The sequence below is a fragment of the Pseudomonas sp. SA233 genome (genome assembly GCF_054792385.1).
Genome location: NZ_CP096449.1, coordinates 1,310,873 through 1,336,215 on the forward strand (window position 1 = coordinate 1,310,873; position 25,343 = coordinate 1,336,215).

Genomic DNA, 25,343 nt, shown 5'->3' on the forward strand with positions numbered 1-25,343 from the left:
AGACCCTGGGTCTAACGCTATCGCCGATATTGCCGGGGCCGCTTTGCGGCCCATTCGCAGCACTAGGCTGCTCCTACAACGACGGCCCCAATACCGGTTAAAGCAGGTAGAATCACGCCCTGACTCATTCAGGGCGTTTTTCTATGCGTATTGGCCACGGCTACGATGTGCACCGTTTCTGCGACGGTGATTTCATTACCCTGGGCGGGGTGCGTATCCCCCACAAATACGGCCTCCTGGCCCACTCCGATGGCGACGTGCTGCTGCACGCCCTGAGCGATGCCTTGCTGGGCGCGGCAGCGCTGGGTGACATCGGCAAGCATTTCCCTGACACTGACCCGCAGTTCAAGGGCGCCGACAGCCGTGTTCTGCTGCGCCATGTGGTCGGCATCGTCCAGGCCAAGGGCTGGAAGGTCGGCAACATCGACGCCACCATCGTCGCCCAGGCGCCGAAGATGGCCCCGCACATCGAAACCATGCGCAAGCTGATCGCCGAAGATCTGCAGGTCGAACTCGACCAGGTCAACGTCAAGGCTACCACCACCGAGAAGCTGGGCTTCACCGGCCGCGAGGAGGGCATCGCCGTGCATTCGGTAGCCCTGCTGCTGCCAGCATGACGGAACTTGAACTGCTGGGCCCGCGTGCATCGGGTGAACCACTGGGTACCGCCGTTCTCAAGGCAGTGGCCGAAGATTTCCAGGTTGACGAAGTACTGGACATCCCGCTGTCGGGACAGGGCGAGCACTTGTGGTTGTGGGTCGAAAAGCGTGACCTGAACACCGAGGAGGCGGCCCGTCGGCTGGCCCGTGCCGCTGGGGTGCCGGTGCGCACGATCAGCTACGCCGGCCTCAAGGACCGCCAGGCCCTGACCCGCCAGTGGTTCAGCCTGCACCTGCCCGGCAAGGCCGACCCGGACCTGTCGCGTGCCGAGGATGCCAGCCTGCATGTGCTCAAGCAGGTGCGCCACCAGCGCAAGCTGCAGCGCGGTGCGCATTCGGCCAACGGCTTCACGCTGCGCCTGACTGCCCTGGCTGCCGATCACCAGGCGGTGGATGCGCGCCTGGAACAGCTCAAGCAGCACGGTGTGCCGAATTATTTCGGCACCCAGCGCTTCGGCCACGGTGGCGGCAACGTTCACGACGCTCTTGATTGGGCCGCACGCAATGCCCTGCCCGAACAGCGCAACGTGCGTTCGCGGTTGCTCTCGGCCGGGCGTAGCTACCTGTTCAACCAGGTGTTGGCCGCCCGTGTTGCCGACGGCAGCTGGGCGCGTGCGCAGGTGGGCGACCTATTGGCGTTCACAACGAGTCGTAGCTTCTTTCCTGCTGGGGAGTCGGAATGTTCCGATCCTCGGCTGGCGATTCTTGACCTGCATCCGACCGGCCCGCTGTGGGGGGCAGGCGATTCGCCGGCTACGGGGAGTACTGCGCAACAAGAGGATGCGATCGCCGCACGGCAGCCGGCACTTTGCCAGTGGCTGGCCCTGGCGGGCATGGATCACGAACGACGCATTCTGCGGCTCCCTATTAGCGGTCTTACGTGGCATTATCCCGAGCCTGATATCCTGCAACTGGAATTCGTCCTTCCGGCCGGATGCTTCGCCACCGTGGTGGTGCGCGAAGTCGTGGATCTGGTGTCGGCGGGGCAGACGGACAGCTCATGCGTATTCTGATTTCGAACGACGACGGTGTTACCGCACCCGGCATCGCCGCGCTGCATGCTGCGCTGGTGGATTACGCCGAGTGCGTGGTTATTGCCCCGGATCAAGACAAGAGCGGCGCCAGCAGTTCGCTGACGCTGGACCGGCCACTGCACCCGCAGACCTTGGCCAATGGCTTCATCAGCCTCAACGGCACGCCGACCGACTGCGTGCATCTGGGGCTCAATGGGCTGTTGCCACAGGCGCCGGACATGGTTGTGTCGGGGATCAACCTCGGTGCCAACCTGGGTGACGATGTGCTCTATTCGGGCACGGTCGCGGCCGCGTTGGAAGGCCGTTTCCTCGGCGGTACCTCGCTGGCGTTTTCCCTGTTGTCGCGCCAGCCGGACAACCTGCCCACCGCGGCCCACATCGCCCGCCGCCTGGTCGAGGCTCAGTCGCGCCTGGCCTTGCCGCCGCGCACCGTGCTCAACGTCAATATCCCCAACCTGCCGCTGGAGCACATCCGTGGTATCCAGCTCACCCGCCTCGGTCACCGGGCGCGGGCGGCCGCGCCGACCAAGGTGGTCAACCCGCGCGGCAAGGAAGGCTACTGGATCGCTGTCGCCGGGGATGCCGAGGACGGTGGCCCGGGTACCGACTTCCATGCGGTGATGCAAGGCTATGTATCGATCACTCCGCTGCAGCTCGACCGCACCTTCAGTGATGCCTTCGAGCAGCTCGACGGTTGGCTGGAGGGCCTGCTCTGATGCGCGAGGACGATATGCTGCGGCGTGGCATCGGCATGACCTCCCAGCGCACCCGGGAGCGGCTGATCCAGCGCCTGTGCGAGGAGGGCGTTTCGAACACCAAGGTGCTCGACGTCATCCGTCGTACCCCGCGCCACCTGTTCGTCGACGAGGCGCTGGCGCATCGCGCCTACGAAGACACCGCGCTGCCGATCGGCCACAACCAGACGATCTCGCAACCGTTCATGGTTGCCCACATGAGTGAACTGCTGCTCGAGGCCGGGCCGCTGGACAAGGTGCTGGAGATCGGCACCGGCTCGGGCTACCAGACGGCAATCCTGGCTCAGTTGGTCGAGCGGGTGTTCTCGGTGGAACGCATCAAGGTGTTGCAGGACCGGGCCAAGGAGCGCCTGGTGGAACTGAACCTGCGCAACGTGGTGTTCCGCTGGGGGGATGGTTGCGAAGGCTGGCCGGCGCTGGCGCCGTACAACGGCATCATCGTCACCGCCGTAGCGCCGGAAGTGCCGCAGGCACTGCTCGACCAGCTTGCGCCGGGTGGCCGTATGGTGATCCCGGTGGGCCCAGCCGGCGAAACCCAGCAGCTGATGCTGATCGTGCGCGAGGAGCATGGATTCTCCCGCCGCGTGCTGGGGGCCGTGCGCTTCGTACCGCTGCTCAACGGCCCGCTGGCCTGAACACTGCTGGTTCGAGTCGCGCGATATTTTTGCGCCAGCACCGAATTCTTGCTGCAACGCCCTGTCTATCTGGCGGGGTGAAGCGCTAGCGCACAGCGTGTTGCAAGGCTTTGCAGCAGTCTTTCACCAACCCTGCCAATGCGGGCAGGCTTGGTTATAATTGCAATAATATTGCATTTGTTGTCATTTCGTTTTCGGCACCATGAGGGGAGCGCGGGTGGGTCACACAGTCATTCGGCAGCGCAAGGACGGGTCGGGTTTCACGCTTCTGGTGATTGCACTGGCCATGGGCACGCTACTGGTAGGTTGCTCGAGCACCAGCAGCAACAGCGCGCGGGTGGTCGACCGCAACAACACCGTGCCCAAGCGCCCGGCGGTAACCACTGGGCAGTACATCGTCAAACCTGGCGATACGCTGTTCTCCATCGCCTTCCGTTATGGCTGGGACTACAAGGAGCTGGCTGCGCGCAACGGTATCGCGGCGCCTTACACCATTCGCCCGGGGCAAGCGATTCGTTTCAGCAGCGGCTCTACCGGCAGCACCACGGTGGTGTCCAGCCCGTCGTCGTCGAGCAAGACCACGGTCATCCGGCGGCCTGTGGGAAGCACCAGCACACCTCCTGGCAACACCAGCAAACCGGCCACGCCGGCAGCCTCCAGCAGCGCCCCGGTGGTCGCCACGGTGCCTGCCGCTGAGCGTGCGGTAGGTGGCTGGACCTGGCCCGCCAACGGCGTGCTGATTGGAAAATTCGCTTCAAACGGTAGTTTGAATAAAGGCATTGATATCGCCGGTGATTTGGGACAGCCTGTTTTTGCTGCGTCTGATGGTGCAGTGGTGTACGCCGGGAGTGGCTTGAGGGGCTACGGCGAACTGATCATCATCAAGCACAGCGATACCTACGTCAGTGCCTACGGCCATAACCGCAGGCTGTTGGTTCGGGAGGGGCAGCAGGTCAAGGCAGGGCAGTCGATTGCTGAAATGGGGTCCACGGGCACAGATCGGGTGAAGCTGCATTTCGAGATTCGCCGCCAGGGCAAACCCGTCGATCCGCTCCAGTTCCTGCCACGTCGTTGACCGTTGTACCCGGCCTGTTCCTGTGATGTAGAGGGGACAGGCTCCAGCGCTGCCAGGGAGATAGGTGCCGCTCGAGTCTGAGTTCGAACTCAGCAAAGGACTATAACAATGGCTCTCAGTAAAGAAGTGCCGGAGTTTGACATCGACGATGACCTGCTTCTGATGGAGACGGGTATCGTTTTGGAAACGGATGTGGTGTCAGACGAACCTGCTGTATCTTCGGTTCGGACGAGGGCCAAGTCGGGCTCTTCGCTCAAGCAACACAAGTACATCGATTACAGCCGGGCGCTCGATGCCACCCAGTTGTATCTCAACGAGATAGGATTCTCGCCTCTGCTTTCGCCGGAAGAGGAAGTGCACTTTGCGCGCCTGTCGCAAAAGGGCGACCCTGCCGGCCGCAAGCGCATGATCGAAAGCAACCTGCGCCTGGTTGTAAAAATTGCCCGTCGTTACGTGAACCGCGGCCTGTCGCTGCTCGACCTGATCGAGGAGGGCAACCTTGGGCTGATCCGTGCGGTCGAGAAGTTCGACCCGGAGCGTGGTTTCCGGTTCTCGACTTATGCGACCTGGTGGATTCGCCAGACCATCGAACGGGCGATCATGAACCAGACCCGCACCATTCGCCTGCCGATCCACGTGGTCAAGGAACTGAACGTCTACCTGCGCGCTGCGCGCGAGCTGACCCAGAAACTGGACCACGAACCCTCGCCAGAAGAAATCGCCACGCTGCTGGAGAAACCGGTCGCCGAGGTCAAGCGCATGCTCGGCCTGAACGAGCGGGTGTCTTCGGTGGATGTGTCGCTCGGCCCGGACTCGGACAAGACCCTGCTCGATACCCTGACTGACGACCGCCCGACCGACCCATGCGAACTGCTGCAGGATGATGACCTGTCGCAGAGCATCGACCAGTGGCTGGGCGAGTTGACCGACAAGCAGCGTGAAGTGGTGGTGCGCCGCTTTGGCTTGCGCGGGCATGAAAGTAGCACCTTGGAAGATGTCGGACTGGAGATTGGCCTGACCCGCGAACGGGTGCGGCAGATCCAGGTCGAGGGGCTCAAGCGTTTGCGCGAGATTCTCGAGAAGAACGGCCTGTCCAGTGAGTCGTTGTTCCAGTAGCGGAAGCCTGTAACACAAAGCGCCCCGATGATTTCGGGGCGTTTTTGTATGTGGCGATCAGAGGTGTCCCATTCAAAATTGCGGGGGCGCTTTGCGCCCCTTTTGCGACACAAGGCCGCTCCCACAGGTATTTCATCGCCTTTGAATGCACCACTATCCTGTGGGAGCGGCCTTGTGTCGCGAAAGGGCTGCAAAGCAGCCCCAAGACATTATGTACTGCGCTACCCCAATAACATCGCGTGTAAGCCTTTGCTTACTTGTTCTGTAAGCCTTTTATGTACGCTTCAGTAAATCATTGTCGTATCCAGATCCTGCGTTTTCCCAACCTCTTGAAAATCCTGACTTATTCAGCTGTGAGGAAATGTGTCACCTGCAACACCCTGTGAGGTTTCGCGGTTGCCGGCCAGGCTCAAGTCGCTAGTATTCGAACTGTGCACAGGGACATGCACAGGCTTTCAGGAGGAAAGCCAGGGACATCGCAAGACGCGATTTCATCAGGATGATGTTTGGGACAAGCAGGGACTACGGAAAAAATGTGGGCGGGTCAAACCGCCCCTTTTTTTGTCTGCAGAAAACAAAAAAGGCCCCAAGGGGCCTTTTTAGTGTCCGGACGCTATCAGCGCTCCAGATCTGCAATCTTGCCAGTCTTGCCATCCCATTCCTCAGCGTCCGGCAGGGCGTCCTTACGCTCGGTGATGTTCGGCCAGATTTCCGCCAGTTCGGCGTTCAGCTCGATGAAGTTTTCCATGCCCGCAGGCACTTCGTCTTCCGAGAAGATGGCTTGCGCTGGGCATTCCGGCTCGCACAAGGCGCAGTCGATGCACTCGTCCGGATGGATGACCAGGAAGTTCGGGCCTTCGTAGAAGCAGTCCACCGGACAGACTTCCACGCAGTCGGTGTATTTGCATTTGATGCAGTTGTCGGTGACGACGAAGGTCATTTCTAATTCTCTCCTCAGGCGACGGCGGCGGCCCTTCCTCTCAGGGCCGCGCGGTTTACGGGTATGTGGCTGCAGGCCAGGCTAATAACCTGCAGCACCAGCAAACCGCGGCGGATTCTACCAGCTTGTAGTGGGCGCCGTTATAACAGGTTCTTTAGTTGATATAGCATTTCGATAGCTTGACGCGGGGTCATGTCGTCCAGCTGCAGCTTGCCCAGCTTCTCGATGGCCGGGTGTGGCAGGCTGGCGAACAGGTCGCTCTGGTGCGGGACCTGTGGCACGTCCTTGGCCTTTTGGGCCGGTGGTTGTTCATGCGGCAGGCTGGTGGTTTCCAGCCTCGCCAGGTGTTCACGGGCACGCTGGATGACGGCCGTCGGCACGCCGGCCAGCTGCGCCACGGCCAGGCCGTAGCTCTGGCTGGCAGGACCAGGCAGCACGTGGTGCAGGAATACGATGCGTTCGTTGTGTTCGGTGGCGTTCAGGTGCACGTTGGCCACCAGTGGCTCGCTTTCCGGCAGCACGGTGAGTTCGAAGTAGTGCGTGGCGAACAGCGTGTAGGCGCGCAGCTGGGCCAGGCGCTCTGCGGCGGCCCAGGCCAGCGACAGGCCGTCGAAGGTACTGGTGCCGCGGCCCACTTCATCCATCAGCACCAGGCTGCGGTCGGTGGCATTGTGCAAGATGTTGGCGGTTTCGCTCATCTCGACCATGAAGGTCGAGCGGCCGCCGGCCAGGTCGTCGCTGGAGCCGATGCGGGTGAAGATGCGGTCGACCAGCGACAGCTCGCAGCTGGCAGCCGGCACGAAGCTGCCGATATGCGCCAGCAGCACGATCAGGGCGGTCTGGCGCATGTAGGTGGACTTACCGCCCATGTTCGGGCCGGTGATGATCAGCATGCGCGTGCTGTTGTCCAGGCCCAGGTCGTTGGCCACGAACGGTGTGGTCAGTACCTGTTCCACCACTGGGTGACGGCCCTGCTCGATGCGCAGGCACGGCTCGTCTACGAAGCGTGGGCAGTTCAGGTCGAGGTTCAGTGCACGTTCGGCCAGGTTGCTGAGCACGTCCAGTTCGGCCAGGGCGGCGGCGCTGTCCTGCAGCGGTGCCAGGTGGCTGATCAGGGTTTCCAGCAGGGCATCGTAGAGCATCTTCTCGCGGGCCAGGGCGCGGCTCTTGGCCGACAGCGCCTTGTCCTCGAACGCCTTCAGCTCCGGGGTGATGAAGCGCTCGGCGCCCTTTAGGGTCTGACGGCGGATGTAGTCACCCGGGGCCTGCTCGGCCTGCTTGGTCGGCAGTTCGATGAAGTAGCCATGCACCCGGTTGTAGCCGACCTTGAGGTTGGCAAGGCCAGTACGGGCCTTTTCCCGCGCTTCCAGATCGATCAGGAATTGGCCGGCGTTTTCGCTGATCGCCAGCAACTCGTCCAGTTCGTTGTCATAGCCGGCCTTGAGCACGCCGCCATCGCGGATCACCGCCGGCGGGTTGTCTATGATCGCCCGCTCCAGCAGGCTGGCCAGTTCGGGATAGGTGCCGGTAATGGCGGCCAGGCGTGCCAGGTGCGGTGCCTCCAGCTCGGCCATGGCATTCTGCAACTCGGGCAGCGCCCCAAGTGCATCGCGCAGGCGTGCCAGATCGCGTGGGCGGGCGTTGCGCAGGCCGATACGGGCGAGAATCCGTTCGATATCGCCAATTTCCTTGAGCTGCGGCTGCAGCTTCTCGAAGCGGTAGCCGTCGAGCAGGCAACGGATCGAGTCCTGGCGCGCCTGCAGCACCTTGAGATCGCGCAACGGACGGTTCAACCAGCGGCTCAGCAAACGGCTGGCCATGGCGGTCTGGCAGCGGTCGACCACCGACTGCAGGGTGTTGTCTCGGCCGCCGGCCAGGTTGATGTCCAGCTCCAGGTTGCGGCGGCTGGCACCGTCGAGAATGACCGTGTCGTCCAGGCGTTCGTGGCGCAGGCTGCGCAGGTGCGGCAGGGCGGTGCGCTGGGTTTCCTTGGCGTAGATCAGCAGGCAACCGGCGGCGCCGATGGCCAGGGTCAGCTTGTCGCAGCCAAAGCCCTTGAGGTCCTTGGTCGCGAACTGCTGGCACAGGGCCTTGCGCGCCGAGTCGCGGTCGAAGTCCCATGGCGCACGGCGACGGGCGCCCGGTCGTTTCTCGGCAGGCAGGTCGCGCGGCCAGTCGTCGGGGATCAACAGCTCGACCGGGTTGAGGCGCTCGAGCTCGGCCAGCAGGTTTTCCCAGCCCTTGATCTCCTGCACGCTGAAGTTGCCACTGGTGATGTCCAGTACGGCCAGGCCGAACAGGCGCTCGTCCCCGAGCAGCGCGGCAATCAGGTTGTCGCGACGCTCGTCGAGCAGGGCCTCGTCGCTGACCGTACCCGGGGTGATGATGCGCACAACCTGACGTTCCACCGGGCCCTTGCTGGTGGCAGGGTCGCCAATCTGCTCGCAGATCACCACCGATTCGCCGAGCTTGACCAGCTTGGCCAGGTAACCTTCCAGCGAATGGAACGGAATCCCGCACATGGGGATGGACTGGCCGGCCGACTGACCGCGCGCGGTCAGGGTGATGTCCAGCAGCTTTGCGGCTTTTTTCGCATCTTCGTAGAAGATCTCGTAGAAGTCGCCCATGCGGTAGAACATCAGCTGGTCCGGGTGCTGGTTCTTCAGCTTCCAGTACTGCTGCATCATCGGGGTGTGTGCGGAGAAGTCGGAAATTGCTTTATTCATCAAGGGCTTAGAAAGTAGGTCTCAATATTGTGGGGCAAATTGGGGCGTTCTGTGTTGCATGCGCGACGCCGAGACCCACCGGATTTTCAAGCCGCATAGGTTAACACGGCTACCCGGCGGGCTGTACCTGCAAGTCCGGCGAGTGCACAGGGATGCGCTGAAGGCAGGTTGACATCATGGTGCCTCCATGGAGAATTGCCTGCCTTCGCCCATCAGGGATGGCTTGCCTGACGCACTCGCGGTGGCCCGCGGCCCGGTAAAAAGTTATTGCAACAGGTTGATTAGTGCAGTGAGCGCAATTCGTTTTGATGTAGATGCGGTTTTTTGTATTTCCCTCGACACCCGCGCTGACCGGCGCACGCTGTTCAGCGAAACCATCGGGCGACAGCTCGACAACGAAGTGCTCTTTCATGTCGTCGAGAAAAACAGCGACCCCAAGCGCGGTTGCTACGAGTCCCATCAGCAACTGGCCCGTCATGCGCTGGACAATGGCCTTGATCGAATCCTGATCTTCGAAGACGATGCCAAGGCGTATGAGTTCAAGCCTTCGCGGGTGCGCTGGGTAAACCGCTTCATGCAGAAACGGCCCTTCGAGGCCTTGCACCTGGGTTATTCCATGGGGCGAACCTGGCTGACCTGGTTCCCGTTCATCGCCCGCGGGCGGGTGGTGGCGCTGCATGCCTATGTGCTGTCGCGCGAGGGCTGCCGGATCCTGGCAGAGACGCCCTACGATGGCACCCCGGTGGATGTGGTGGTCAAACACCGGATCCGCCAGCACTGCGTGTTCCCCATGATGTTCCGCCAGCACGCCGCCGCAGTGGCCGGTAGCGACCTGGAACAGGTGGTGCGCAATGAGGACGAGTGGTGGGAGCGCAACTGGACCAAGCATCGTCGTTCACCGATGAAGAACATCTGGCGGACCGTGCTTCGGCTGAATTTCTGATTGGTGTGGGCTTGAGGTGCATGCCTTGAGAGGTTTGGCGCCTGCGAGATCGAGCGCCGCCCGCGCGGCGCTCGATCTTACAGGCGCCAAAAATCCAGAGGCGAACATCCTCGTGCCCAGCACGCCGCCAGACGCCCATTCCCCATCCCTGAAATGCTAGGGTAGAGGGCAGCCTTCAAGGAGCCCGACATGGACCCGATCACCACGCTTGCCACCCGCCTGGGTGAACACCTGCGTCGCTTCAACGCGCAGGTGACCACCGCCGAATCCTGCACCGGTGGCGGCATCGCCGAGGCCATCACCCGCGTGCCCGGCAGCTCGGCCTGGTTCGAGGCTGGGTACGTGACCTATTCCAACACCCAGAAAACCCGTCAGCTGGGAGTGCCCGCGGCGTTGTTCGGCCAGGTTGGCGCGGTCAGCCAGGAAGTGGTCGAAGCGATGGTCCGCGGCGCCCAGGCCGCCAGCGGCGCGCGCTTTGCCGTGGCGGTGAGCGGCGTGGCCGGGCCGGACGGTGGTTCGCCGGCCAAACCGGTGGGCACCGTGTGGCTGGCCTGGGGCGACGGCAACCATGTGTTCAGCGAGCGGCGCCAGTTTGACGGCGACCGCGAGGCGGTGCGCCGACAGACGGTGATCGCCGCGTTAGACGGCTTGTTACAGCTTGGTGCCGAGTAAATCGACAACAGGGGTTTGCGCGAGCGCCTGCCTGTGGAATAATACTGGCTACTTATACAGGTATTCCGGCCGTCAGGGCCAAGTCGAACACGTGAGGATTTCAATGGACGACAACAAGAAGCGCGCCTTGGCTGCGGCCCTGGGTCAGATCGAACGCCAATTCGGCAAGGGCGCCGTCATGCGCATGGGCGACCACGAGCGCCAGGCTATCCCTGCCATCTCCACCGGTTCGCTGGGCCTGGACATCGCCCTGGGCATCGGCGGCCTGCCAAAAGGCCGTATCGTCGAGATCTACGGCCCGGAATCGTCGGGTAAGACCACGCTGACTCTGTCGGTCATCGCCGAAGCCCAGAAAAACGGCGCCACCTGCGCCTTCGTCGACGCCGAACACGCCCTCGACCCCGAGTACGCCGGCAAGCTGGGCGTCAACGTCGACGACCTGCTGGTTTCGCAGCCGGACACCGGCGAACAGGCCCTGGAAATCACCGACATGCTGGTGCGTTCCAACGCTGTTGACGTGATCATCGTCGACTCCGTTGCTGCCCTGGTACCGAAGGCCGAGATCGAAGGCGAAATGGGTGACATGCACGTGGGTCTGCAGGCGCGCCTGATGTCCCAGGCGCTGCGCAAGATCACCGGTAACATCAAGAACGCCAACTGCCTGGTCATCTTCATCAACCAGATCCGTATGAAGATCGGTGTGATGTTCGGCAGCCCGGAAACCACCACCGGTGGTAACGCCCTGAAGTTCTACGCCTCGGTGCGTCTGGATATTCGCCGTACCGGTGCGGTCAAGGAAGGCGACGAGGTGGTCGGTAGCGAAACTCGCGTCAAGATCGTCAAGAACAAGGTTTCGCCGCCCTTCCGTCAGGCCGAGTTCCAGATCCTCTACGGCAAAGGTATCTACCGTAACGGCGAGATCATTGACCTGGGTGTTTCCCAAGGCCTGGTCGAGAAGTCCGGTGCCTGGTACGCCTACCAGGGCAACAAGATCGGTCAAGGCAAGGCAAACGCTGCCAAGTACTTGGCTGAGAACCCGGCTATTGGCGCCGAGATCGAGAAGCAGATTCGCGAGAAGCTGCTGACCGCTGGTGCTGTTGCGGCTGCTGGCAAGGCTGCTGCTGCCGAAGCCGATGCCGATGACATGGCCGACGCTGACGCCGGCTACTGATTGCGCGGTAGATAGCCGAACATGTCCGCCGTACTCGACACCCCCGTCGCCATCCGGCGGACAGCCATGGACCTGCTTGCGCGACGTGAGCACGGTCGCGTCGAGCTGACGCGCAAGTTGCGTCAGCGCGGCGCTTCGGACGAGTTGATTGAGCCTGAACTCGATCGGCTCGCCGAAGAAGGGTTGCTTAGCGAAGCCCGCTACCTCGAAAGTTTCATCCGGTACCGTTCCAGCTCTGGCTATGGCCCTGCACGTATTCGCGAAGAGCTAGGCCAGCGCGGTTTGGCGCGTGCTGATATCGAGCAGGCACTACGCGAGAGCGAGGTGGACTGGGGCGGGCGCATGCGTGACATATGGCAGCGCAAGTTTGCCGGGCAGCGCCCGCAAGATCCCCGCGGCCGTGCCCAGCAAACCCGGTTTCTGGCTTACCGGGGTTTCCCCATGGACATGATCGGCCGCCTGCTCAGTGGGCGTGATCTCGACGATTACTGAGGGCTGGGGCCGTTTTACAGTCCTTTGTGGGAGCGGACTTGTGTCACGATCAACTGACCTTCAACGCCTCCCTGGCCCGCTGGGTCGTATGCATGGGCTGCGGCTTGGCCCAGTTCTCCGGCAGGTTGATGAAATCCACCAGCTCGCGCAGCCTGCCCTGATCCCGGCCATTGAAGGCAAATGACAAACGGGTCAGGTGGTTGAAGTTGCCCACTTCGTGCTCGGCGCTGCTGTCAGGTTGCTGGTGGTACTTGCCACTCAGACGCAAGTCGGCAAAGCCTTCCTGGATGTCATACAGCGCCGCTTCGCTGAGCGGGTGATGCATGCGGATCACGAACTGGCTCTTCAGCCAGCGGCTGGAGTGGTAGTTGCTGTAGAACTGGTTGATTTCCTCCACTGCCTCGTCAGCGCTGTGCACCAGGCGCAGCAGTTTCAGGTCGCTGGGCAAGATGTAGCGGTTTTCCTCCAGTTGCCGGCTGATGAAGTCCAGGCAGTCGCGCCAGAAGCTGCCACCTGGTGAGTCCAGCAGCACCACCGGTACCAGCGGGCTCTTGCCGGTCTGGATCAGGGTCAGCACCTCCAATGCTTCATCCAAAGTACCGAAACCACCCGGGCACAGCACCAGTGCATCGGCCTCCTTGACGAAGAAAAGCTTGCGGATGAAGAAGAAATGGAACGGCAGCAGCTTGTCGGTGCCATCTACCGTGGGGTTGGCGTGTTGTTCGAAGGGTAGGGTGATGTTGAACCCCAGGCTGTGGTCGCTGCCGGCGCCTTCATGGGCGGCTGCCATGATGCCGCCGCCGGCACCAGTTATGACCATCAGGTCAGAACGCGCCAGGGTTGCGCCCAGTTCGCGGGCCAGGGCGTACATCGGGTGTTCCAGCGGGGTGCGCGCCGAGCCGAACACGGTCACCTTGCGGCGGTCCTTGTAGCGTTCCAGGGTGCGGAACGAATGGTCCAGTTCGCGCAGGGCCTGCAGGGTGATCTTGGCGCTCCAGCGGTCGGTGTCGTCATGGGCCATGCGCAGGATAGTCAGCATCATGTCGCGGTACAGCGGCAGGTTGGGGCTGTTTGGTGCCACTAGTTGCAGTTGTGCGTCGATGTTGCTCAGGTCGATGTTGTTGTCGCGGAAGTGGCTGAACAGCAGTTCACTCGATTGGTAAGGCATGCAACGTCTCCTTCTGCACCTATACCTCTGACCTCAATCTAGACCCTTGCGCTCAATCCTGCCGGGGGTGTTCGACACAGCCGCCCGTCGGCATGCAGCCACGGGGGATGCGGGTTTGGTTAACTGGGTAAAGCGAAACGTGTCGATGCAGGAGGTGGCGGTATGCATCGCTTGATCATCGAAGTTGACCGGCAGCTTTACCAGCAGCTGGAGAATGCGGCCCAGATGCATCACCTGAGCCTGGAGAACGAGTGCCGGCGCAGGCTGTCGGGGCTGGAATGCCAGTCGCGCTACCTGCAGGCGCTGCTGGCAGAGATGCGCGCTGATGCCGCTGAGGGGCGCTGGTGCGCCCGTGAAGACGAGAAGGCGTAGCGATCCGAGCTGGTTACTTCTTCTTGTTGCCGGCCACGCAGCTGGCGTTGTCGAACGCCTGGTCCATGATCGGTTGATTGGTCTTGTATACCGTGAAGCGGTAGACCATCACCGCGCCTTTGGACATCAGGTTACGGAAACCGCTGTTGCGGCAGACGCTATCACCCAGCTGGCTGCGGACCTGTTCGGGGTTGGCCTGCATGCGCGCGGCATGGTCCTGGCGCACGCTCAGGTGGTTGACCAGTGCCTTGCCTTCCACCGTGTAACCTTGGTCGAGGATGTCCTCGTTGATGGCTCGCGGGGTGCCGACACTGCTCTCTTTGGCAACCTTCTGCAACATGTTGTTCAGGTCGTATTCCTGCTTGGAAGCCGCCTGGGCTGCCAGGGGCAGGGCGAGCAACAGGCTCAGGGCGGGTACGATACGGCGCAGCATGAATCTCTCCTGGTTCGATGACTGGCGCTTTGACATGCGCGGGTCGACGGCGTTCCCTGAAAATCGCGCAGGCGCGAGGCTGGGGTACGGTAAAAGCAGCGATTATAAGGACCGCGCCGCCACCTGCACAGCAATTGCCCCCTGTTCTGGTAGACTGGTGCCCTTAGTTTTCTCCGAGTCATCCTTGTGTCCATTCCCAACCTGTCCAGAGGCCTGCCGGCATGAGCCATGCGGTAGCGCGCCTGCGCGCCGAACGCCTGGCTCGCAGCAACAAGCCCTTTATCGCCCGTGGTTCACGTGCCGAACGCTGCCCCGATTGCCGGGTCATTGCCACTCATTGCCTGTGCGCCTGGAAGCCCCGGGTGCAGGCCGAGTCCGGCGTGTGCCTGCTGATGCATGACACCGAGCCGCTCAAGCCCACCAATACCGGTTGGCTGATTGCCGACCTGATCGAGGACACCTCGGCTTTCGGCTGGCTGCGCACTTCGGTCGACGAACGTTTGCTGGCGTTGCTGGACGACCCGCGTTGGCAGCCCTACATCGTCTTTCCCGGCGAATTCGTTGCCCAGGAGCGAGTGGTCAGCGAGGTAGTGCGCGAGCCCGGCAAGCGTCCGCTGTTCATCCTGCTGGATGCCACCTGGACCGAAGCGCGCAAGATGTTCCGCAAAAGCCCGTACCTTGATCGCTTCCCGGTGTTGAGCCTGCAGGCCGAGCAGATGTCCCGCTACCGCCTGCGCCGCTCCAAGCGCGATGATCACTTCTGTACCGCGGAAGTCGCTGCCATGTGCCTGGACCTTGCCGGCGATACCCAGGCCTCGCAGGCGCTGGACGCGTACCTGGATGTGTTCAGCCTGCATTACCTGAGCGGCAAGCGTCGCCTGCCGCTGGACGAGCAGGACGACACCCACCAGCGTTTGCATACCTTCCTATAGTCCAAGGGGCACAACCCCTGCTTTGGTTCATAATGACCCTTACCCGAGTGCCCGACACAGAACAGGATCCCCAGATCGATGGCCACTTACGAAATCCTGATTGCCGATGACCACCCGCTGTTCCGTGGCGCCTTGCGCCAGGCCGTTACCCTCGGCCTGGGCCCGGATGTACGCCTGGTAGAAGTTGCCAGCATTGCCGAACTGGAAACCCGTCTGAGCGAAAAAGACAACTGGGACCTGGTGTTGCTGGACTTGAACATGCCGGGTGCCTATGGTTTTTCCGGGCTGGTGCTGCTGCGCGGGCAATACCCGCAGATCCCCGTGGTGATGGTATCGGCGCAGGAAGAGGCTGCAGTGGTGGTCAAGTCCCGCGAATTTGGCGCCAGTGGCTTCATTCCCAAGTCCAGCACCCTGGAAGTGATCCAGGATGCGGTGCGCAAGGTGCTCGATGGTGAGGTCTGGTGGCCGCCGCAGGCGTTCGAAAAGGTCGATGTCTCGGCCGAAGCCAAGGCCGCCAGCGAAGGCCTTGCCAGCCTCACGCCGCAACAGTTCCGCGTGCTGACCATGGTCTGCGAAGGGCTGCTGAACAAGCAGATCGCCTATGAGCTGAACGTGTCGGAAGCGACCATCAAGGCCCATGTGACGGCAATCTTCCGCAAGCTGGGTGTGCGTACCCGCACCCAGGCGGCGTTGTTGCTGCAACAACTTGAATCGGTTGCCAGCAGCTGAGTGGGCGTGGCTTCACGCTTTTTTTACCCGTGCCGGTCTAGTCTGCTGGCCTTTCCGCCGTGAAGTGACTCACATGACATCGCCATTCAAGGGCCAGACTGGCCTCAAACGTATCTTCAACGCCGCCGGCTATTCGCTGGATGGGCTGCGCGCTGCCTTCAAGGGTGAGGCCGCGTTCCGCCAACTGGTGCTGCTCAACGTGCTGCTGGTCCCGATCGCCTTCTGGCTACCGGTCAGCCGTGCAGAGCGTGCGATCATGATCGCCGTATGCCTGTTGGGCTTGATCGTCGAATTGTTCAACTCGGCGGTGGAGGCAGCCATCGATCGTATTTCGCTGGAGCGCCACCCGCTGTCGAAAAACGCCAAGGACATGGGCAGCGCCGCGCAACTGGTGGCATTGACCATGGTGGCGCTGGTGTGGGGTGTGATCTTGCTTTAAGCGATCGGTGGCAACACGATCTCGTCACTGCGTGTGAAACCCGCGGTGAAGTTGCGGCAAAGTTCGAGAAATTCGCGCATGGCCGAGGTCTGGTACTTCTGTTTGTGCCAGATGAAGTAGAACTGGCGCATCAGGTCCAGCTCCGGGGTTTCCACCGCTACCAGGCTGCCGCGGCGGAAGGCGTCACGCAGGGCAAGGCGCGAGATGCAGCCGATGCCCAGGCCCGACTCCACCGCGCGCTTGATGGCTTCGGTGTGTTCCAGCTCCAGGCGGATGTTGAGGTTGGTGCGGTGGTGGCGCATGGCCTGGTCGAAGGTCAGGCGCGTGCCTGAGCCCTGTTCGCGCAGGATCCACGCCTCCTGGGACAAGGTCTGTACATCGGCGCGTCCCAGTTTGGCCAGCGGATGCTGTGGCGCACAGAACACCACAAGTTCGTCCTCGACCCAGGGCTGCACTTCCAGGTCCGGGTGGTTGCAATCGCCTTCGATCAGACCCAGATCAATTTCGTAATGCGCCACCTGTTGCACGATATGCGCGGTGTTCTGCACATGCAGCTTCACCTGGCTTTCCGGGTGCACCTGCATGAAGCTGCCGATCAGCAGGGTGGCCAGGTAGTTGCCGATGGTCAGCGTGGCGCCGACTGCCAGCGAGCCGAAACCGGACTTGCCGTTGAGCAGGTCTTCGATTTCCTTGGCCTGGTCGAGCAGGGCCACTGCCTGCGGCAACAGTTGCTGGCCCAGGGCGTTGAGGCTCAGGCGCTTGCCGGCCCGGTCGAACAGCTGGCAGCTGGACTGTCGCTCAAGCTCGGTGATCGAGGTGCTGGCGGCCGACTGCGACAAGGCCAACACACTGGCGGCGCGGGAAACGCTCTGGTGCTGGGCCACGGCAACGAAGACTTGCAGTTGACGAAGTGTAAATCGCATATCGATATAACCGATAAAACATATCTTGATAATCCAGTTAACAGATATTGTCGCTGCCCCTAAACTATCGCGCAACTGCGCGTCTTGCGCGCGCCGCGTCTTTCTTCAGGAGCCCCATTAAATGAGCAACATGAACCACGAACGTGTCCTCAGTGTGCACCACTGGAACGACACCCTGTTCAGCTTCAAGTGCACCCGCGACCCGGGCCTGCGCTTCGAGAACGGTCAGTTCGTGATGATCGGCCTGCAACAAGAAAGCGGCCGTCCGCTCATGCGCGCCTATTCCATCGCCTCGCCGAACTGGGAAGAGCACCTGGAGTTCTTCAGCATCAAGGTGCCGGACGGTCCGCTGACCTCGCAGCTGCAGCACCTGAAGGAAGGCGACGAGATCATCATCAGCAAGAAGCCTACCGGTACCCTGGTACTCGACGACCTGAACCCGGGCAAGCACTTGTACCTGCTGAGCACCGGCACTGGCCTGGCACCGTTCATGAGTGTCATCCAGGACCCGGAAACCTACGAGCGCTTCGAGAAAGTGATCCTGGTGCACGGCGTGCGCTACGTGAACGAAGTGGCTTACCGCGAGTTCATCACCGAGCACCTGCCGCAGAACGAGTTCTTCGGTGAGTCGGTTCGCGACAAGCTGATCTACTACCCGACCGTGACCCGTGAACCGTTCGAGAACCAGGGCCGCCTGACCGACCTGATGCGCAGCGGCAAGCTGTTCAGCGACATCGGCCTGCCACCGATCAACCCGCAGGACGACCGCGCGATGATCTGCGGCAGCCCGAGCATGCTCGACGAAACCAGCGAAGTGCTGGACAGCTTCGGTCTGAAGATCTCCCCGCGCATGCGCGAGCCGGGTGACTACCTGATCGAGCGAGCCTTCGTCGAGAAGTAAGGCGCAGGCTGATGCAAAAGAAGGCGACCCTTGGGTCGCCTTTCTTGTGCCTGTGATTCATATATCGCCAGCACTGGCCTCTTCGCGGGTAAACCCGCTCCCACAGGGCAGTGGTACCCCTGTGGGAGCGGGTTTACCCGCGAAGAGGCCGGAACAGGCAAGACACAATCTATTCGACGCGCGTCTCGCCGCTATACACCAATATCTCCCGACACCGCTTGCACAGGTAGCGCCGCCCCTGGCGCACCAGCTTGTGCCGCTGCGCGGTAAACGGGAAGTCGCTCTGCGGACACGGGCAGCGGTAGATGTAGCGGGTCACCACGCGACGTTGCACTTCGTAGTTGTGGCAACGGTTGGGCGGCAGTTCATACACCCCGCGCATGATCAGCTGCCACTCTTCGCCATGGGCCTGGATGCGGTCGCCGAACAGATGGTGGGCCACCAGGTGCGCCACCTCATGGGCCACGGTCTGGCGCAGGAAGTCTTCCTGGTTTTCGCGGTAAAGCTGCAGGTTGAAGCGCAGCAGGTTCTCGTGCAGGTGGGCGACGCCGGCTTTTTGCCCGCGCAGCTTGAAGCTGATTTCCGCGCGTGGGAAGGGGCGTTTGAAGAAGGTTTCAGCTTGCTGGTAACAGGTTTCGACGCGTTGTCTGAGCAGCTCGGGCATGGCGGGGTGGTTCTCCTGACCGGACATTATGCCGCAACCCCGGGCAACCTGCCGAGCCACCGGTCAGCGCACAGCCAGAGGCCGCCTTGCGGCGGCCCCAGGTTTGATGCCCCAGTGTTGGTCGAGTCTGTTCTAGTTGGTGTAGACGGGCCCCACGCCCAGTCCCCAGATGATCACCGTGGCGGCCATGATCGCCACCAGTACCACAAGGCCTACCGCCAGCACCGAGCTGGAGAACAGGAAGCCTTCGTCGGACGGTATGTTCATGAACGTCGGCAAACCGACGTACAACAGGTACACCGTGTAGCAGATGGCGGCCGTGCCGATCAGCATGCCCAGCCACAGGTGCGGGTACAGCGCCGCCAGGCCGCCGATGAACAACGGTGTGGCGGTGTAGGTGGCAAAGGCGATGCACTGAGCCATGGACGGGTTGGCATCGTAGGTGCGGGCCATCCAGTGGATGAACGCCCCCATTACCGCCACCCCGGCAAGCATCGCCAGGTACGACATGATGCTCATCCAGATGGCGCTTTCCATGGTCAGCATAACCGCTGGCCGGTCGCCGATTACCCAGCCGACCTGGGTTGTACCGATGAACGCCGAAACTGCGGGGATCGCAGCCAGGATCAGGGTGTGCGTCAGGTACATGTGGCTGATGGTTTCTTCTTCGCCACGAATTTCCCGCCATTCCTGGTCGGGATGGGTAAACAGCCCCACAACGTGATGAATCATGCCGATTACTCCTCTCAATGTTGCCAAACGCCCCCCAGATGGAGCGCAAGCGGCCCTAGGCCCGAACACCGAAGCAAGCGGTAATGTGGCCTTATGTCGCAGTATAGGAAGCCGTTACCCGCATAAACCGTGCTTTTTAGAGCAAATTGCGCTGTAAGACGCGCTGTTGATTACAATGAAGTCTTTATCGGAATGCCTACAGCGCCGCCGCGTTTGTGCGTAAAATAGCCGGCTTTTGTCACACCTCGCGGATCCAAGCGCTATGGGCACCCTCTCGGTCAACCAGAACAAACTGCAAAAACGCCTGCGTCGTCTCGCCGGCGAAGCCATCACCGACTACAACATGATCGAGGATGGCGACAAGGTCATGGTCTGCCTGTCCGGCGGCAAGGACAGCTACACCATGCTCGACGTTCTGTTGCACCTGCAGAAGGTGGCACCGATCAAGTTCGAGATCGTCGCGGTGAACATGGACCAGAAGCAGCCGGGGTTCCCCGAGCATGTGCTGCCGGCCTACCTGAAGGAACTGGGCGTCGAGTACCACATTGTCGAGAAGGACACCTATTCGGTGGTCAAGGAGCTTGTCCCCGAGGGCAAGACCACCTGCTCGCTGTGTTCGCGCCTGCGCCGTGGCACCCTGTACACCTTTGCCGACGAAATTGGCGCGACCAAGATGGCGCTGGGGCACCACCGCGACGATATCGTCGAAACCTTCTTCCTCAACATGTTCTTCAACGGTGCGCTCAAGGGCATGCCGCCGAAGCTGCGCGCCGACGATGGCCGCAACGTGGTGATCCGCCCGCTGGCCTACTGCAGCGAGAAGGATATCCAGGCCTACTCGGACATGAAGGAATTCCCGATAATCCCGTGCAACCTGTGTGGTTCGCAGGAAAACCTGCAGCGCCAGGTGGTCAAGGACATGCTGGTGGAGTGGGAGCGCAAGCACCCGGGGCGTACCGAGAGCATCTTCCGCGCCTTGCAGAACGTGGCACCGTCGCAGTTGGCCGACCGCAACCTGTTCGACTTCACCAGCCTGAAGATCGACGAGAACGCCACCCCACGTTTCCTTGACGTGCTGAACATCTGAGCCCATGCGCGATTACCAGTGGTTGCACGAGTACTGCCTGAACCGCTTCGGCTCGGCCCAGGCCCTGGAGGCCTTCCTGCCGCAGCCGCGCACACCGGCGCAACTGCGTGATATCAGCGACGATCGCTACCTTTCGACCTTGGCCCTGCGCGTGTTCCGCGCCGGGCTCAAGCACAGCCTGGTGGATGCCAAGTGGCCGGCGTTCGAGCAGGTGTTCTTCGGCTTCGACCCGGAGAAGGTGGTATTGATGGGCGCCGAGCACCTCGAGCGGCTGATGCACGACGAGCGCATCATTCGCCATTTGGGCAAGCTCAAGAGCGTGCCGCGCAATGCTCAGATGGTTCTTGACGTGGCCAAGGAGAAGGGCAGTTTCGGCGCCTTCATCGCCGACTGGCCGGTGACCGACATCGTCGGTTTGTGGAAATACCTGGCCAAGCACGGCAACCAGCTGGGCGGGTTGTCGGCACCGCGTTTCTTGCGCATGGTCGGCAAGGACACGTTCATCCCTACCGATGACATGGCTGCGGCGTTGATTGCGCAGAAGGTGGTCGACAAGCCGCCGACCAGCCAGCGGGACCTGGCCCTGGTGCAGCAGGCGTTCAACCAGTGGCATGCGGAGAGTGGGCGGCCGCTGTGCCAGTTGTCGGTGATGCTGGCGCATACCGTCAACCATTGAGATTTGTGTTGGCCCCTTCGCGGGCATGCCCGCTCCCACAGGTACAGCGCCGACCTCAAGTGTGGCGCAAACCCTGTGGGAGCGGGCAAGCCCGCGAAGCATCTAACTGCCTTCGCCGGCCATGCGCCGCTCGTGCTGGAACTTCCAGCGCACATACAGCAGCCCGGCAGTGAACAGCCCCAGGCTCACCAGCACTTCTACCCAGCCAAATACCGCCCGCGCCGGGTCGAACGCCGCCAGCACGCCCTTGATGAAATAGATATTCACCACGAAGCAGGTCCATGCATGTGCCCGGGCGCTACCTGTCAGCATACCCGGCAGCAACAGCAGCAACGGCACCAGCTCGATCGCCAGGATCACCTCGACTCGCGCCCCGTGCAGGTTGGCGAACCACAGGTTGTTCGCCACCAGCAGGGCGATCAGGCCGAAGAAGAATGCCAGGCTCAGCGCCCGCGTCAGGCGCAGGCGAGGCGCCAGCCACTCAAGCGGCGGCAATACCTTGGGCTTCTTAGCCACGTGCAGCCTCCAGGGCCTTTGCAGTGGTCGCCAGGCGTTGGCCAAGGGCGCGGCACAGGGCTATCTCGTGCTGGTCGAGCTCGCGCTTGCCATCGGCGCCAGCATGATGGCTGGCGCCATACGGGGTGCCGCCGCCACGGGTTTCGAGCAATGCCGATTCGCTGTACGGCAGGCCCATCACCAGCATGCCGTGGTGCATCAGCGGCAGCATCATCGACAGCAGAGTGGTTTCCTGCCCGCCGTGCAGGCTGGCGGTAGAGGTGAACACGCCTGCCGGCTTGCCGACCAGTTCACCGCCCAGCCACAGGCTGCTGGTGCCATCCAGGAAGTACTTGAGCGGCGCCGCCATGTTGCCGAAGCGGGTCGGGCTGCCCAGTACCAGGCCGGCGCAGTGGCGCAGGTCGTCCAGGGTGGCGTACAGCGCACCATTGGCCGGGATGTCCGGGGCCACTGCTTCGCACTCGGTGGAAATCGCCGGTACCGTGCGCAGGCGGGCTTCCATGCCGGCCAGCTCGATGCCGCGGGCGATGTGCCGGGCCATCTCGCTGGTCGAACCATGGCGGCTGTAATACAGCACCAGGATGTAGGGCTCGCTCACGGCAGGATCTCCAGTACTTTCTCGGGTGGTCGGCCGACCACGGCCTTGTCGCCAGCGATGAGGATCGGCCGCTCGATCAGCTTGGGGTGCTGGGCCATGGCGTCGATCAGTTGCGCGTCGGTAAGCGACGGGTCGGCCAGGTTCAGCTCCTTGTACTCGTTCTCGCCGGTACGCAGCAGCTGGCGCGGGGCGATGCCCAGCTTGCCGAGCAGAGCCTTCAGGGTGGCCGCGTCGGGCGGGGTCTCGAGGTAGCGCACGATTGTCGGCGCCAGGCCGCGAGCTTCGAGCAGTTCCAGGGCGCCGCGGGATTTCGAGCAGCGCGGGTTATGATAGAGCGTGAGGTCGGTCATGTCGGGTCGCATCCAGCAGGGTGTGGCGGCTATTCTAACCGCAGCGACTGACCAATTTGCTTTAAAACTCGAGAAGGATTGACCCATGGCAAGGCGTCTGGCAGCAGTACTGGCCATCACCGCGAGCCTGTTGCTCGGTGGTTGCGGTGCCGATTATGGCGTGGACCAACACGGTAATACGGTTAAGGCCGAACAGATCTACGGGCACTGGCTGGTGCTCAACTACTGGGCCGAATGGTGCGGGCCGTGCCGTACCGAAATCCCTGAACTGAACGCGGCAGCCAAGCAGTGGGCGGCCGATGGTATCAAGGTGGTGGGGGTGAACTTCGATGGCTTGCAAGGGCAGGAGCTGAAGCAGGCTGCCGAAACCCTGGGGATCGCTTTCACCGTATTGGCGCAGGACCCGGCCGAGCGCTATGACCTGCCGCGTAGCGAGGCATTGCCGGTGACCTACATCATTGATGACAAGGGCAAGGTGCGGGAACAATTGATGGGCGAGCAGACCCAAGAAGGGCTGCAGGCCAGGATCAAGGCACTGAAGGGCGCCTGATGCATTTTGGGGCTGCTTTGCAGCCCATCGCGACACAAGGCCGCTCCTACAGGGGGATGCGATCTCCTGTAGGAGCGGCCTTGTGTCGCGATGGGCCGCACAGCGGCCCCGGCAATATTCAGCCTTCCTCAGGCCAGAAGCGCAGTGGCTTGCCTTCGGCCGGCCAGAAACGCATCTGCTCGATAGGCGACACATCCCAGCGCTGCACTGTTTCCAGCGCCTGCAGGAAGCGTTTTTCCTGTTCCATCAACGCCGGCGCGCAGAGCTTGCGGGTCTTGCCGACCTTGCCGAAGCTGAGGTGCTCGCCGTCCAGTTTGTATGGCGCGAACCAGTGGTTGCAGCCGCCATTGCCATAGGCACGGCCATCGCTGGCCAAGGTCAGGGTCAGGTGGCTGTAGTCGATCAGCGGCCGTTCGCCAATCCACTCCAGCACATAGCTGCGCTCCTGCTGCAGCTTGGAAGGTTCTGCGGCGCAGCCGAGCAGGCCGGTGGCAATCAGCACGCCGGTCAGCAGATTTTTCACTCGGCGCTCTCCTGGCAACGCGGGCACAGGTGTTTTTCGCCACGGCTGGCCCAGCCGAGCTCGGCAACGCGCGCGCTGGCGGCAGGCTGGCGGGCTTTCTTGCCCAGCTTGGCGTCCACCGCGAACTCGAAGTCCAGCACGGCGTCGCAGCTGTCGCACGCGACCTGCCAGGTGAGGATTTCCAGCTCGTTGAACACCGGGCCGCTGGCCACGGCAACCCACTGGCCGCGCGGGTTGATCAGGTGGCGCACGCTCTCCACTGTCAGGCGCATGGACAAATCCTTGCTGCCCTTGAGGGTGACCAGCAGGGTGTCGCCTTTGTGCATCGAGCCGCCGTTGCCGGTGACCTGGTAACGGCCCGGCACCAGGGCGCGGCACTCGATCAGGGTGTGTTGCGGGTTGAAAAGGGTGTAGCGGAAATCGTGCTCGACCATGGGTCCTCCAGAAATGCCGCGTATCCTAGCACTAACCCATCACCAGATTCTGTGGATTGCCTGCCGCCCAGCGGTTGATGTTGTCCAGCGTGGTCGCGGCGATGGCATCCAGTGCCTCGCGGGTAAGGAACGCCTGGTGGGCAGTGATGATCACGTTGGGGAAGGTCAGCAGACGGGCCAGCACGTCGTCCTGCAGCGGCAGGTCGGAGCGGTCCTCGAAGAACAGCTGGGCTTCTTCTTCGTAGACGTCCAGGCCCAGGTAGCCGAGCTGACCGCTCTTCAGCGCGTCGATCAGCGCCGGGGTGTCGACCAGCGCGCCGCGGCCGGTGTTGATCAGCATGGCGCCGGGCTGCAACTGGGCCAGGCTTTGTGCATTGATAAGGTGCCGGGTGTGCTCGGTCAGCGGGCAGTGCAGGCTGATGACGCGGGCTTCACGCAGCAACTCGGGCAACGGCAGGTAGCGCGCGCCCAAGGCCAGCAGATCGGGGTTGGGGTAAGGGTCATAGGCCAGCAACTGGCAGCCGAAACCGGCCATGATGCGGGCAAAGGCGGTGCCGATCTGGCCGGTACCGACCACGCCGACGGTCTTGTCGTGCAGGTCGAAGCCGGTCAGCCCGTGCAGGGTGAAGTCACCCTCGCGGGTGCGGTTGTAGGCCCGGTGCAGGCGCCGGTTCAGGGCCAGGATCAGCGCCACTGCGTGTTCGGCCACGGCGTGCGGCGAGTAGGCCGGCACTCGCACTACGGTCAGGCCCAGGCGCTGGGCGGCGGCCAGGTCGACATGGTTGTAGCCGGCCGAGCGCAGGGCGACCAGGCGCGTGCCGCCTGCGGCCAGGCGCTGCAGCACCTGGGCGTCGAGCTCGTCATTGATGAAGGCGCAGACCACCTCGTAGCCATCGGCCAGGGTAGCGGTGTCGAGGGTCAGGCGGGCAGGCTGGAAGTGCAGGTCCAGTGTGGTGCCGCTGGCGGCACGGGTGAAGCTTTCCTGGTCGTAGTGCTGGCTGCTGAACAACAGGGCGCGCATGGTGGGGCTTCCTTTGCAGTGGTCTGGGGATTGTAGCCAGCGATGTTTGCCCGATATTGATCCGTGCCGGCCAGGTA

At 62.4% G+C, this 25,343-nt stretch carries 31 protein-coding genes; 18 read left to right on the forward strand and 13 right to left on the reverse strand.

From position 1 onward, the window contains the following. Positions 1-143 precede the first annotated feature (143 nt). From ispF to rpoS, 6 genes are all read left to right on the forward strand, one after another. Positions 144-617, forward strand: a complete 474-nt coding sequence (gene ispF / locus M1D87_RS06070) for a 2-C-methyl-D-erythritol 2,4-cyclodiphosphate synthase (protein WP_015269207.1) — start codon at positions 144-146, stop codon at positions 615-617. Continuing rightward, positions 614-1,672 (forward strand): tRNA pseudouridine(13) synthase TruD, encoded by a 1,059-nt coding sequence (gene truD, locus M1D87_RS06075; protein WP_123084264.1) that lies wholly within the window; start codon positions 614-616, stop codon positions 1,670-1,672. Before ispF ends, truD begins: the two co-directional genes overlap by 4 nt. Further along, entirely contained in the window at positions 1,660-2,409 is a 750-nt protein-coding gene (surE, locus tag M1D87_RS06080) for a 5'/3'-nucleotidase SurE (RefSeq protein ID WP_013971274.1), read from the forward strand. The genes truD and surE overlap by 13 nt, the downstream gene beginning before the upstream one ends. Before the next feature lie 35 nt (positions 2,410-2,444). Continuing rightward, positions 2,445-3,083 carry a protein-L-isoaspartate(D-aspartate) O-methyltransferase gene (locus tag M1D87_RS06085; RefSeq protein WP_015269209.1) on the forward strand — a complete coding sequence of 213 codons (639 nt, stop codon included), beginning with the start codon at positions 2,445-2,447 and terminating at the stop codon, positions 3,081-3,083. Between the two features lie 217 nt (positions 3,084-3,300). Further along, complete coding sequence (locus M1D87_RS06090; RefSeq protein ID WP_023662488.1) at positions 3,301-4,158, forward strand: peptidoglycan DD-metalloendopeptidase family protein; 858 nt, start codon at positions 3,301-3,303, stop codon at positions 4,156-4,158. Between the two features lie 108 nt (positions 4,159-4,266). Then, the gene (gene rpoS, locus M1D87_RS06095) at positions 4,267-5,274 is read left to right on the forward strand and encodes an RNA polymerase sigma factor RpoS (RefSeq protein ID WP_013971277.1); all 1,008 of its coding nucleotides are present in this window, start codon (positions 4,267-4,269) and stop codon (positions 5,272-5,274) included. Positions 5,275-5,890: 616 nt separating this feature from the next. Here the strand turns inward: rpoS and fdxA are convergent. Further along, complete coding sequence (fdxA, locus tag M1D87_RS06100; RefSeq protein WP_004375459.1) at positions 5,891-6,214, reverse strand: ferredoxin FdxA; 324 nt, start codon at positions 6,212-6,214, stop codon at positions 5,891-5,893. A 140-nt stretch (positions 6,215-6,354) separates the two neighbouring features. Next, positions 6,355-8,928, reverse strand: coding sequence for a DNA mismatch repair protein MutS (mutS, locus tag M1D87_RS06105; RefSeq protein WP_043936065.1), 2,574 nt, complete (start codon positions 8,926-8,928; stop codon positions 6,355-6,357). A gap of 301 nt (positions 8,929-9,229) precedes the next feature. Between mutS and M1D87_RS06110 the strand changes: the two genes are divergently transcribed. From M1D87_RS06110 to recX, 4 genes are all read left to right on the forward strand, one after another. Continuing rightward, positions 9,230-9,883: a glycosyltransferase family 25 protein gene (locus tag M1D87_RS06110; RefSeq protein WP_039615086.1), complete on the forward strand. Its 654-nt coding sequence runs from the start codon at positions 9,230-9,232 to the stop codon at positions 9,881-9,883. A 189-nt stretch (positions 9,884-10,072) separates the two neighbouring features. Continuing rightward, the gene (locus M1D87_RS06115) at positions 10,073-10,555 is read left to right on the forward strand and encodes a CinA family protein (protein ID WP_025337995.1); all 483 of its coding nucleotides are present in this window, start codon (positions 10,073-10,075) and stop codon (positions 10,553-10,555) included. A 103-nt stretch (positions 10,556-10,658) separates the two neighbouring features. Next, entirely contained in the window at positions 10,659-11,726 is a 1,068-nt protein-coding gene (recA, locus tag M1D87_RS06120) for a recombinase RecA (protein WP_013971339.1), read from the forward strand. A gap of 21 nt (positions 11,727-11,747) precedes the next feature. Then, positions 11,748-12,218: a recombination regulator RecX gene (gene recX / locus M1D87_RS06125; RefSeq protein ID WP_004375466.1), complete on the forward strand. Its 471-nt coding sequence runs from the start codon at positions 11,748-11,750 to the stop codon at positions 12,216-12,218. A gap of 49 nt (positions 12,219-12,267) precedes the next feature. Here recX and M1D87_RS06130 read toward each other — a convergent pair whose 3' ends face one another. Beyond that, entirely contained in the window at positions 12,268-13,386 is a 1,119-nt protein-coding gene (locus tag M1D87_RS06130) for an LOG family protein (protein WP_004375469.1), read from the reverse strand. 162 nt (positions 13,387-13,548) lie between these two features. Between M1D87_RS06130 and M1D87_RS06135 the strand changes: the two genes are divergently transcribed. Continuing rightward, complete coding sequence (locus M1D87_RS06135) at positions 13,549-13,758, forward strand: hypothetical protein (RefSeq protein WP_004375471.1); 210 nt, start codon at positions 13,549-13,551, stop codon at positions 13,756-13,758. A 13-nt stretch (positions 13,759-13,771) separates the two neighbouring features. On the opposite strand, the gene M1D87_RS06140 is transcribed toward M1D87_RS06135, so the two are convergent. Further along, positions 13,772-14,191, reverse strand: a complete 420-nt coding sequence (locus M1D87_RS06140) for a quorum-sensing-regulated virulence factor family protein (RefSeq protein ID WP_013971343.1) — start codon at positions 14,189-14,191, stop codon at positions 13,772-13,774. Positions 14,192-14,412: 221 nt separating this feature from the next. Here M1D87_RS06140 and M1D87_RS06145 point away from each other — a divergent pair, with 221 nt between their 5' ends. From M1D87_RS06145 to M1D87_RS06155, 3 genes are all read left to right on the forward strand, one after another. Further along, positions 14,413-15,123, forward strand: coding sequence for a tRNA-uridine aminocarboxypropyltransferase (locus tag M1D87_RS06145; RefSeq protein WP_013971344.1), 711 nt, complete (start codon positions 14,413-14,415; stop codon positions 15,121-15,123). A 78-nt stretch (positions 15,124-15,201) separates the two neighbouring features. Continuing rightward, positions 15,202-15,852: a response regulator transcription factor ErdR gene (gene erdR / locus M1D87_RS06150; protein ID WP_015269217.1), complete on the forward strand. Its 651-nt coding sequence runs from the start codon at positions 15,202-15,204 to the stop codon at positions 15,850-15,852. Positions 15,853-15,925: 73 nt separating this feature from the next. Continuing rightward, positions 15,926-16,291 (forward strand): diacylglycerol kinase, encoded by a 366-nt coding sequence (locus M1D87_RS06155; RefSeq protein WP_004375479.1) that lies wholly within the window; start codon positions 15,926-15,928, stop codon positions 16,289-16,291. Here the strand turns inward: M1D87_RS06155 and finR are convergent. After that, positions 16,288-17,214, reverse strand: coding sequence for a LysR family transcriptional regulator FinR (gene finR, locus M1D87_RS06160; RefSeq protein ID WP_004375481.1), 927 nt, complete (start codon positions 17,212-17,214; stop codon positions 16,288-16,290). The two genes, M1D87_RS06155 and finR, sit on opposite strands and share 4 nt — an antisense overlap. A gap of 121 nt (positions 17,215-17,335) precedes the next feature. On the opposite strand from finR, the gene fpr reads away from it, so the two are divergent. Then, a complete protein-coding gene (gene fpr, locus M1D87_RS06165) occupies positions 17,336-18,115 on the forward strand; it encodes a ferredoxin-NADP reductase (RefSeq protein ID WP_004375483.1) in 780 nt (259 codons plus the stop codon). 169 nt (positions 18,116-18,284) lie between these two features. Here fpr and M1D87_RS06170 read toward each other — a convergent pair whose 3' ends face one another. Both M1D87_RS06170 and M1D87_RS06175 read right to left on the reverse strand, forming a co-directional pair. Next, positions 18,285-18,779: a SprT family zinc-dependent metalloprotease gene (locus M1D87_RS06170; protein ID WP_123084260.1), complete on the reverse strand. Its 495-nt coding sequence runs from the start codon at positions 18,777-18,779 to the stop codon at positions 18,285-18,287. A 132-nt stretch (positions 18,780-18,911) separates the two neighbouring features. After that, on the reverse strand, positions 18,912-19,511 hold the full coding sequence (locus M1D87_RS06175) for a Yip1 family protein (protein ID WP_003252385.1): 600 nt from the start codon (positions 19,509-19,511) through the stop codon (positions 18,912-18,914). Positions 19,512-19,773: 262 nt separating this feature from the next. Here M1D87_RS06175 and ttcA point away from each other — a divergent pair, with 262 nt between their 5' ends. Continuing rightward, positions 19,774-20,598, forward strand: a complete 825-nt coding sequence (ttcA, locus tag M1D87_RS06180) for a tRNA 2-thiocytidine(32) synthetase TtcA (protein WP_012270926.1) — start codon at positions 19,774-19,776, stop codon at positions 20,596-20,598. A 4-nt stretch (positions 20,599-20,602) separates the two neighbouring features. Further along, positions 20,603-21,274, forward strand: a complete 672-nt coding sequence (locus tag M1D87_RS06185) for a DNA-3-methyladenine glycosylase I (RefSeq protein ID WP_004375485.1) — start codon at positions 20,603-20,605, stop codon at positions 21,272-21,274. Positions 21,275-21,376: 102 nt separating this feature from the next. Here the strand turns inward: M1D87_RS06185 and M1D87_RS06190 are convergent, their stop codons facing one another. From M1D87_RS06190 to arsC, 3 genes are read right to left on the reverse strand one after another with little or no spacing between them, the layout of a single operon-like run. Continuing rightward, on the reverse strand, positions 21,377-21,790 hold the full coding sequence (locus M1D87_RS06190; RefSeq protein ID WP_039615077.1) for a DUF2069 domain-containing protein: 414 nt from the start codon (positions 21,788-21,790) through the stop codon (positions 21,377-21,379). After that, positions 21,783-22,388, reverse strand: a complete 606-nt coding sequence (gene wrbA, locus M1D87_RS06195) for an NAD(P)H:quinone oxidoreductase (protein WP_015269222.1) — start codon at positions 22,386-22,388, stop codon at positions 21,783-21,785. The genes M1D87_RS06190 and wrbA overlap by 8 nt, the downstream gene beginning before the upstream one ends. Further along, on the reverse strand, positions 22,385-22,738 hold the full coding sequence (gene arsC, locus M1D87_RS06200; RefSeq protein ID WP_085720701.1) for an arsenate reductase (glutaredoxin): 354 nt from the start codon (positions 22,736-22,738) through the stop codon (positions 22,385-22,387). The genes wrbA and arsC overlap by 4 nt, the downstream gene beginning before the upstream one ends. An 85-nt stretch (positions 22,739-22,823) precedes the next feature. Between arsC and M1D87_RS06205 the strand changes: the two genes are divergently transcribed. Further along, positions 22,824-23,288, forward strand: a complete 465-nt coding sequence (locus M1D87_RS06205; protein WP_421091605.1) for a TlpA disulfide reductase family protein — start codon at positions 22,824-22,826, stop codon at positions 23,286-23,288. 118 nt (positions 23,289-23,406) lie between these two features. Here M1D87_RS06205 and M1D87_RS06210 read toward each other — a convergent pair whose 3' ends face one another. Genes M1D87_RS06210 through M1D87_RS06220 form a run of 3 tightly spaced genes read right to left on the reverse strand, consistent with a single transcriptional unit; the run spans position 23,407 to position 25,266 of the window. Continuing rightward, entirely contained in the window at positions 23,407-23,811 is a 405-nt protein-coding gene (locus tag M1D87_RS06210; RefSeq protein ID WP_085720700.1) for an META domain-containing protein, read from the reverse strand. Further along, positions 23,808-24,245 (reverse strand): hypothetical protein, encoded by a 438-nt coding sequence (locus M1D87_RS06215; protein WP_004375491.1) that lies wholly within the window; start codon positions 24,243-24,245, stop codon positions 23,808-23,810. The genes M1D87_RS06210 and M1D87_RS06215 overlap by 4 nt, the downstream gene beginning before the upstream one ends. Positions 24,246-24,276: 31 nt before the next feature. Further along, on the reverse strand, positions 24,277-25,266 hold the full coding sequence (locus M1D87_RS06220) for a 2-hydroxyacid dehydrogenase (RefSeq protein ID WP_004375493.1): 990 nt from the start codon (positions 25,264-25,266) through the stop codon (positions 24,277-24,279). Positions 25,267-25,343: the final 77 nt, after the last annotated feature.